Genomic DNA, 8,668 nt, shown 5'->3' with positions numbered 1-8,668 from the left:
CGATCGGGCGACCCAGCGGATGGTTCCCGAGGACGGCTTCCACGAACTCCTCATGGGCAACGTCGGCAGGATCGTCGCTGTCCATGGCGATCTCCTCCAGGATGACGTCACGCTCCTGCTCGAGCTCTTCCGGGTCGAGGACGGCAGAGGTCACCATGTCGGCGATCACGTCGATGGCCATGGGGAGGTCGGAGTCGAGGACCCTGGCGTAGTAGCAGGTATTTTCCTTCGCCGTCGCAGCGTTTGACTCGCCGCCCACCTCGTCGAAGGCGGAAGCGATGTCCATCGCCGAGCGCTTCGCCGTGCCCTTGAACAGCAGGTGCTCGAGGAAGTGGGTGGAGCCGTGCTCGCCGTCGGCCTCATCCCGGGATCCGACGCCGACCCAGAAGCCGATGGTGGCCGAGCGCTGGCCCGGCATTGCTTCCGTGAGGACGCGGACGCCGCCCGGCAGCACCGACCGGCGGACCACCGCTCCCCCGGGTTCGCCGGAGATGAAGGTCGGGTCCGCGCCGTCGTCGAGGCGGGAGGTGGGCACAAGCGGGAGTGGAACAACAGACAGGGTCAATCCGGGTCCTTCGGGTCATAGGGAAGTGCTCGAGCGGCAAAGTCCAACGGCTCTGCCGGGAACGAGGAGTTCCGGCAGAGCCGTTGGACTGGGCTGGGAGATGCTGCCGGAGTTAGCTGACGGCGTCTTCGACGGGGACTTCCGGCAGTTCGATGCCGGCGTCCTCCGTTGCCTCGTCGGCGACGACCGGCGAGAGGGACAGCTTTCCGCGGTCGTCGATCTTGGTGATCTCGACCTGGACCTTCTGGCCGACGGACACCACCTCGTCGACGTTGTCGACGCGCTTGCCGCCGGACAGCTTGCGCAGTTCGGAGATGTGCAGCAGGCCGTCCTTGCCCGGTGTCAGCGACACGAACGCACCGAAGGTGGTGGTCTTGACGACCGTGCCGAGGTAGCGCTCGCCGATTTCGGGAACCTGGGGGTTCGCGATGGCGTTGACCGCAGCACGTGCGGCCTCTGCGGAGGAGCCGTCGGTGGCGCCGATGAGCACGGTGCCGTCATCCTCGATCGAGATGTCGGCGCCGGTGTCCTCCTGGATCTGGTTGATCATCTTGCCCTTGGGGCCGATGACCTCGCCGATCTTGTCCACGGGGATCTTGACCGAGATGATCCGGGGAGCGAACTCCGACAGCTCATCAGGGGTGTCGATCGCAGCTTCGAGGACGCCCAGGATGTGCAGGCGTGCTTCGCGGGCCTGCTTCAGGGCGGCAGCGAGCACCGAGGCGGGGATGCCGTCGAGCTTGGTGTCGAGCTGGATCGCCGTCACGAATTCCGATGTGCCGGCGACCTTGAAGTCCATGTCGCCGAACGCATCTTCCGCACCGAGGATGTCGGTCAGCGCCGCGTAGCGGGTCTGACCGTCGACCTCGTCGGACACCAGTCCCATGGCGATCCCCGCGACGAGCGCCCTCAGCGGCACGCCTGCATTCAGGAGCGACAGCGTCGAGGCGCAGACCGAGCCCATCGACGTCGAGCCGTTGGAGCTCAGCGCCTCGGAGACCTGGCGGATGGCGTAGGGGAATTCCTCACGGCTTGGCAGCACCGGCATCAGTGCACGCTCGGCGAGGGCACCGTGACCGATCTCCCGGCGCTTGGGTGAACCCACGCGACCGGTCTCGCCGGTCGAGTACGGCGGGAAGTTGTAGTTGTGCATGTAGCGCTTGCGAGTGACGGGTGACAGCGAATCGATCTGCTGTTCCATCTTCAGCATATTGAGAGTGGTGACGCCCAGGATCTGGGTCTCGCCGCGCTCGAAGATCGCCGAACCGTGGACACGCGGCAGCACCTCGACCTCGGCGGTGAGCTTGCGGATATCGGAGAGCCCGCGCCCGTCGATCCGGACCTGGTCCTTGAGGATGCGCTGGCGCACGACCGCCTTCGTCAGCGAGCGGAACGCTGCGGAAATTTCCTTCTCGCGGCCTTCGAACTGTCCGGCGAGTGAGCCTGTCACCTCGTCCTTGAGCGCATCCGAAGCGTCGTTGCGCTCCTGCTTGTCGGCGATCCGGAAGACCTGCACGAGCTTGTCGGAGCCTGCGGCCTCGACGGCCGCGTACGCGTCGTCCTGGTAGTCGAGGAAGACGGGGAACTCGACGGTGGGCTTCGCGGCCCGGCCGGCGAGGTCTGCCTGGGCATCGCACAGTGCCCGGATGAACGGCTTGGCTGCTTCGAGGCCGTCGGCCACGATCTCCTCGGTGGGAGCGGTGGCGCCATTCTCCTTGATAAGGTTCCACGAGTTGTCCGTGGCCTCGGCCTCGACCATCATGATGGCGACATCATCGCCGGTCACGCGGCCCGCGACCACCATGTCGAACACGGAGTTCTCGAGCTCGGAGTGCTTGGGGAAGGCGATCCACTGGTCGTTGCCGCTGCCGTCGGACACGAGGGCAACGCGGACGCCGCCGATCGGGCCGGAGAACGGCAGGCCTGACAGCTGTGTGGACATCGAGGCCGCATTGATGGCGACGACGTCGTAACGCACGTCGGGGTTGATCGCGAGCACCGTGACGACGATCTGCACCTCGTTGCGCAGGCCCTTGACGAAGGCCGGGCGCAGGGGGCGGTCCATCAGGCGGCAGGCCAGAATGGCCTCGGTCGACGGGCGGCCTTCGCGGCGGAAGAACGAACCCGGGATGCGGCCCGCGGCGTACATGCGCTCTTCGACGTCGACCGTCAGCGGGAAGAAGTCGAAGCCCTCGCGGGGGTGCTTGCCAGCCGTGGTGGCGGACAGCAGTGCAGTGTCCTCGTCGATGTAGACCATCGCGGCGCCCGCTGCCTGCTGGGCGACGCGGCCTGTTTCGAAGCGGACGGTGCGTGTGCCGAACCGGCCGTTGTCAATAACGGCCTCGGCAAATTGAATTTCGGGACCCTCCATAGAAGAGTCACCTCCGTTTCCTGTTGGGGAGCAATCGGCGCCGATGGCAGGTCGCTCGTGGACCTGGTCAGCACCCGGTCTTCGATCGAGATCCACGGGGCGGGCGTCACTGCTGCGCCCTGCCCGGGAATCACTACCGAGGACCGCGAATGCGACGCGCCGTTTACCTCTGGTATTTTCTTGTTTTTTTCGTTCCTCCTGCCTGTCGGCCGGAGGAAACGGAAAGGCGGCTCCCTCTCCTTGCGAAGAAGGTGCCGCCTTCAGGCTCAGCTAACGACGCAGGCCGAGGCGCTCGAGGAGCGTACGGTAGCGGCTGATGTCGGTGTCCCGCAGGTAATCCAGCAGGCGACGGCGGCGTCCCACGAGAAGCAGCAGGCCACGACGCGTGTGGTGGTCGTGCTTGTGCATCTTCAGGTGTTCGGTCAGGTCGAGAATGCGGCGGGAAAGCATCGCGATCTGCACCTCGGGGGAACCGGTGTCCCCTTCGGAGGTTGCGTACTGCGCGATGATTTCCTGCTTGATAGCGGCGTCAAGGGCCACGAGTAACTCCTAGAGTTGTACCGTGAACAAGTAGGTGTCTTTCGACACGAAAAGATCCAGCCACCACGGACTGCAGCCGGATCCTCTCCTCACTTTACCTGCTGGCCCGCTGATCTGTCGAAAGCAGGTCCCGCGCGCGGGCGACATCGAGCTTCATCTGGTCGATCAGTGCCTCCGGTCCCGTGTAGGTCACCTGGCCGCGGAGCCGCTCGACGAACTCGACGATCACCCGCTGGCCGTACAGGTCGAAGTCCTGGACCTGCTCCGGCGGACGGTTGATCACATGCGCTTCGACCTGGCGCATGATGCCGTGGAACGTGGGATTCGATCCGACCGAGACCGCGGCGGGCCATCGAGTGCCGGACGCGTCGGTCAACCAGCCGGCATAGATGCCGTCAGCCGGAATGTAGCCCTGCGCGGCGGGTTCGAGGTTGGCCGTGGGGTACCCGAGGTCCCGCCCACGGGCTGCTCCGTGCACCACCTCACCGCGCATCCGGTGCTGTCGCCCGAGGATCCGCGCCGCCGTCGCGACATCGCCCTTCTCCAGGGCCTCCCGGATCCAGGTGGAGGAGCAGCGGCGGTCGCCGTCGTCGTCGGTGGCATCGATCGGAAAACTGGCGCCGAAGTCGTCGATCGCGAGGACTTCGAAGCCCAGCTTCTCCCCCAGTCCGCGCATGGTGTCGAGGTCGCCGCTGTTCCCGCGGCCGAACCGGACGTCGTGGCCCACGACCACGGCCTTGGCGCCGAGCGCCCGCACGAAGACCTCCTCGATGAACTGCTCCGGCGTGCTGGCGGCGAAATCCAGGGTGTAGTGCATCATCAGGACGCCGTCGATCCCGGTGCCTGCCAGAGTCTCGACGCGGTCCTCCAGGCCCATGATCAGTTCAGGCGCGGTATCCGGCCGGTGCACCGAGGCGGGGTGGGGATCGAACGAGACGACGACGGCGGCCGCGTTGCGCTCCCGCGCCGCGTCGACGAGCTGCTGGAGGACCCGCTGGTGGCCGCGGTGGACGCCGTCGAAGTTGCCGAGGGTGAGCACTGACGGGCCGAACCCCTCCGGCACGCTTGCCAGGTCTCTCCAGTAGAACACGCATCTCCTTTCGGGCTGTGAATTGCTGTGCTGCGCATGGCGCCTCGGGGCTCATGGCTCAAGAGGGCGCGGCGCCCTGTCCATTATGGCCGACGGAGGGGCAGGTGGAGGCATCGGCAGGATGCGCCCGCGGGATATCCGGCGGCCTCCATCCGGGCCCTGTTTTCCGGGCCCAGTTTTCCGCGCCCTGTTTTCCGGGGCAGCCGGCTGTGACAGCTCGCTGTCGGCGCGGGCGGGACGCCAGTTCAGCTCCGGGCGTCGTAGTCCTTGCGCATCTGGCTGGTCTTGGCGATGTACTTGTGCCACACGAGCAGCGCCGCCGGGAAGGCGAGCTCGATGACCATGAGGATGATCATGAGGTAGTGCGGCGTGCCGGAGAATGCCCAGGACAGCACCCGTCCGATCCCGCCGACGAAGACCATGAGGCACACCAGCCACAGCATGTTGGCCCATTCGAACTTGATCGCAATGGTGACGAACGCCGCGCCGACGCCCACCATCATGGCGGAGAAGAAGCGGAACTGGTTCTCGAGGGTAGCGTTGACCGGCTGGCCCTCGGTGTCCGGCAGGCCCGCGGTTCCCAGAATGAGATAGTAGGCGCCGAAGCCCGCGAGGATGAGGCCGACCAGGACCACGACCGTCCGGAACACGTTCCAGTCGTTGTCGCCCGGCCCCTTGGCGGCCTTCTTCCGTGCGCTCTTCTTACCGGCGTCCGGCTGCGCTGCCGGCTGCGCTGCTGGCTGCGCTGCTGGCTGCACGGCTGGCTGCACGGCTGGCTTCCCGCCGGGCGAGTCGCCGGAAGTGGTACGGCCTGTGCCGGTCGTGCCCGCGTGGCGGGTCGGCTGCGGGGGCTGCAGCGGCTGGGTGGGGGGATTCTTGGGGTCAGGGCTGACGGCCGACATGGTGCTTCCTCGAGGTTTGGTGCTGGGTGGAAGGAGCTTCTTCGTCATACTCTCACGGGCCACACCCGGCTCAAAGCAGAAACTGGGTCTTGCCCGGTCGGTTCCGGTACAGCCACGCGAGCCCCAGCAGCGGCAGGATCAACGGCACGTAGCCGTAGCCACTGCCGAACCCCGACCACACCGTCTCGTTCGGAAAGGCCTCCGCATCGAGGACGCTGAGCACGCCGACGGCGAGCACCCCCACGAGTTCCACGGTCACCGCCGCGACGGACACCCGGTACCACGTCCGTCCCGGCCGCGCGAGGGAGACGGTCGCGAGCACGTAGACGGCGGCGGCGAACGCCGTGAGCAGGTAGGCAACCGGAGCCTCAGCGAATTTGGTGAGGATCTGGAAGCCGGCGCGGGCCGTTGCCGCAAGCGCGAACACTCCGTACACAGCGATCAGCAGCCGGCCGGGACCCGATGAGCGGCGGTCCCCGGCCGGAGCGGCCTCGTTCCCGGAGGAACCTCCTGCCGTCCTGCTCATAGGCCGGCCACCCCGTCCCAGATCTGCTCCATCCGGACAAGCATCACGAAGATGGTGGGCCCCACTGCCCCGAGGACGAGGTTGCTCCAGCGGCTGCGCTCGAGGATCGACCACCAGAAGGCCCCCACCGGCACAATCAGTGCGGTCAGCAGGTATCCCCAGAATTCCCAGGCCTCCCCCAGCACCGGCTCCCCAGCGAATTGCCGGACGGCTCCGCTTCCTCCGTAGGCCAGCAGGAAGAGCTCAACCGCTGCCACGGAGAGGATGGTGATGTCGTTGGGGGGCTGGCGCAGGATCGCCGCCCCGATACACAGCACGGCCGAGAGCAGGCAGACGACCGCCCCGGTGATGAGGAAGGGATCCACTCCTAGTTCCCCCCGCCGGGCGCGAACACCAGGAGCGCCCGTGCGTCGTTGGGCCGGTTCTCGAGGAGTGCGACCAGGGTTCCGTCGGGGGCGAATGCTGCCACCGGCCCGGACTCTTCTCCGGGGTCGATCCTGCGGCCGTGGGAGATGTTCGCGGCTTCCCCGGGCGATAGCTCCCGCACCGGGAAGAGGGCCCGGGCGGCGGCGTCGAGCTTGAGGAGCCGAAGATCCAGTGCCAGCTCTTCGAGTGTTGCCGCCTGGTCCAGCAGGTACGGCCCCACCTGCGTCCGGCGGAGGGCGGTCAGGTGCCCACCCACCCCCAGTGCCGCACCCAGGTCACGGGCGAGCGCCCGGATATACGTACCCGAACTGCACTCCACCGTGACGTCCACATCCTGCTGCTTGCCGGAGTTGACCCGCCTGATGTCGTGTACTTCGAATCGGGAGATGGTCACGGGGCGGGCGGAGAGCTGGACGTCCTCGCCGGAACGTACCCGGGAGTAGGCGCGCTGGCCCTTGACCTTGATCGCACTGACACTGCTCGGAACCTGCTGGATCGCGCCGGTCAGGGCCGCCACGCCCGCGCGGATGTCCACCGGATCCACCGCCGCCGCAATACTGCCGCCGGTCACTTCGCCCTCGGCGTCGTCGGTCAGCGTCGACTGTCCGAGCCGGATTGTGGCGTCGTAGGTCTTGGAGGTGCCGACGATGTAGGTGAGGAGCCGGGTTGCCCGGTTGATACCCAGCACCAGCACTCCGGTGGCCATCGGGTCGAGGGTGCCCGCGTGGCCCACCTTGCGGGTGCCGGCGAGCCGCCGCATGCGTCCGACGACGTCGTGACTCGTCCAGCCCTGGGGCTTGTCCACGATTACCAGCCCGGAGTGGATCTGCCCGTTTGTCACGCTCCCAAGTATAGGCGGTGGCCCATCACCGCCCACACAGGAGAGGGACAGCGGCCGCTGGGCCCGGACCTCACCGCCCCGTGCCGCCCCGGGGGCTATTATTCGGCATATGGTTCCCGCCGCTCGCCACGTCCTCAGCGTGCCCATCAACCAGATCCGTGAGATCACCCAGGCGGCCTGGGCCCGCCCCGACTCGATCGTCCTGAGCATCGGGGAGCCCGGATTTCCCGTCGCGCGCCACATCCTCGAGGCGTCCATGGCCGCCCTCGACCGTGATGATACGAACTACACTCCCAACGCGGGCCTTGCTCCGTTGCGGAGTGCTTTCGCTGCCCGCTTTGGCGCCTCCAGCGGCGTGGACGCGGATCCCTCGCGGGTCTACGTCACCGCCGGGGCGCAGCAGGGCCTCCACCTCGCCCTGAGCACCCTTCTCGACCCGGGCGACGAGGTCCTGATCCCGAATCCCGGGTATCCGACCTTCACCATGACGGTTGCCCTGCTGCATGCTGTTCCCGTTGCGTATCCGCTTCGTCCCGAGCACGGCTTCCAGCCGCTGATCGAGGACCTCGAGGCACTGATCACGGACCGCACGAAAGTGCTCATGCTCAATTCGCCGTCGAACCCGCTCGGCGCCGTCTTCAGCCGCGACCTCACGCGCGAGCTCGTCCGGCTGGCGCACCGCCGGAACCTCTGGGTGATCTCCGACGAATGCTACGAGGCCTTCACCTACGACGTGCCACACGTCAGTCCGGCCCGCTTCGACGCCGGCGGGCCCGAGGCGCTGGTGGAGGCGGACCGGCACCGGGTCTTCACCTCACTGACCCTGTCGAAGACGTACGGACTGACCGGGCTCCGGGTCGGCGCCCTGATCACGCCGCCGGACCTGGAACTCCTGCTGAACAACGTCATGGAAGCAAGCGTCTCCTGCGTCTCGGGGCCCTCCCAGTACGCCGCACTGGCCGCCCTGACCGGGCCCCAGGACTACACCGCTGCGTGTCTTCGCCACTACCGGGCCAACCGTGATGCCGCCACGAACGTGCTGCGCGGGCTCAACATCCCCTTCCTCGATGCGGAGGGGGCGTTCTACCTGTGGGCCGACGTATCCCATGCGGCGCACGGGGACGTCCGGCGGTGGGTGGGCACCTTCCTCGAAGAGCACGGGGTAGCGCTTGCCCCCGGGACCGCATTCGGTTCGATCGGCGAGGACTGGGTGCGGATCGCCCTGTGCGGGGATTCCGCGGAACTCGAGGAAGGCCTCTCGCGGCTCCCAGGCCGCGACGCTGGCTGAGCTGCGCCAAGGAAGGCCGGGCCAGGAGCCGCGCGGAACTGCGTAGAAGTAACGGCGGGCACCAACGGGATTACCGCCGGGGCCGGGCGACATGAAAAACGGCTGCCGCCGTGGAAAGT

General features: G+C 67.3%; 9 protein-coding genes. 1 reads left to right on the top strand and 8 read right to left on the bottom strand.

Features of this window, described 5'->3' with window-relative positions; translation table 11 throughout:
- The 8 genes from Y704_RS20050 to truB form a co-directional block, all read right to left on the bottom strand.
- The coding region (locus Y704_RS20050) for a M16 family metallopeptidase (RefSeq protein ID WP_253904272.1) at positions 1-535 on the bottom strand (535 nt) is incomplete at its 3' end.
- Positions 536-677: 142 nt separating this feature from the next.
- Positions 678-2,936, bottom strand: a complete 2,259-nt coding sequence (locus tag Y704_RS0109020) for a polyribonucleotide nucleotidyltransferase (RefSeq protein ID WP_026549881.1) — start codon at positions 2,934-2,936, stop codon at positions 678-680.
- Between the two features lie 270 nt (positions 2,937-3,206).
- Positions 3,207-3,476, bottom strand: a complete 270-nt coding sequence (gene rpsO / locus Y704_RS0109015) for a 30S ribosomal protein S15 (RefSeq protein ID WP_026549880.1) — start codon at positions 3,474-3,476, stop codon at positions 3,207-3,209.
- 94 nt (positions 3,477-3,570) lie between these two features.
- Complete coding sequence (locus tag Y704_RS0109010; RefSeq protein ID WP_026549879.1) at positions 3,571-4,566, bottom strand: bifunctional riboflavin kinase/FAD synthetase; 996 nt, start codon at positions 4,564-4,566, stop codon at positions 3,571-3,573.
- A gap of 245 nt (positions 4,567-4,811) precedes the next feature.
- Positions 4,812-5,468, bottom strand: coding sequence for a DUF4345 domain-containing protein (locus Y704_RS20045; protein WP_081747505.1), 657 nt, complete (start codon positions 5,466-5,468; stop codon positions 4,812-4,814).
- A gap of 70 nt (positions 5,469-5,538) precedes the next feature.
- Positions 5,539-5,994 carry a hypothetical protein gene (locus tag Y704_RS0109000; RefSeq protein WP_035772142.1) on the bottom strand — a complete coding sequence of 152 codons (456 nt, stop codon included), beginning with the start codon at positions 5,992-5,994 and terminating at the stop codon, positions 5,539-5,541.
- Positions 5,991-6,359, bottom strand: a complete 369-nt coding sequence (locus Y704_RS0108995) for a hypothetical protein (RefSeq protein WP_026549878.1) — start codon at positions 6,357-6,359, stop codon at positions 5,991-5,993. Before Y704_RS0108995 ends, Y704_RS0109000 begins: the two co-directional genes overlap by 4 nt.
- Positions 6,360-6,361: 2 nt before the next feature.
- Positions 6,362-7,246, bottom strand: coding sequence for a tRNA pseudouridine(55) synthase TruB (truB, locus tag Y704_RS0108990; protein ID WP_026549877.1), 885 nt, complete (start codon positions 7,244-7,246; stop codon positions 6,362-6,364).
- 124 nt (positions 7,247-7,370) lie between these two features.
- On the opposite strand from truB, the gene Y704_RS0108985 reads away from it, so the two are divergent.
- Positions 7,371-8,549 carry a pyridoxal phosphate-dependent aminotransferase gene (locus Y704_RS0108985; protein WP_026549876.1) on the top strand — a complete coding sequence of 393 codons (1,179 nt, stop codon included), beginning with the start codon at positions 7,371-7,373 and terminating at the stop codon, positions 8,547-8,549.
- Positions 8,550-8,668: the final 119 nt, after the last annotated feature.

This window comes from Arthrobacter sp. Br18 (assembly GCF_000520555.1).
Classification (GTDB): domain Bacteria; phylum Actinomycetota; class Actinomycetes; order Actinomycetales; family Micrococcaceae; genus Arthrobacter_D.
This window is presented reverse-complemented; position numbering and strand designations above follow the sequence as displayed.

What these genes read in the sequence shown, in the direction of transcription:
- Y704_RS0109000 (WP_035772142.1), bottom strand. Translation starts at nt 5,994, where the DNA reads ATGAGCAGGACGGCAGGAGGTTCCTCCGGGAACGAGGCCGCTCCGGCC.
- Y704_RS0108985 (WP_026549876.1), top strand. Translation starts at nt 7,371, where the DNA reads ATGGTTCCCGCCGCTCGCCACGTCCTCAGCGTGCCCATCAACCAGATC.
- Y704_RS20045 (WP_081747505.1), bottom strand. Translation starts at nt 5,468, where the DNA reads ATGTCGGCCGTCAGCCCTGACCCCAAGAATCCCCCCACCCAGCCGCTG.
- Y704_RS0109020 (WP_026549881.1), bottom strand. Translation starts at nt 2,936, where the DNA reads ATGGAGGGTCCCGAAATTCAATTTGCCGAGGCCGTTATTGACAACGGC.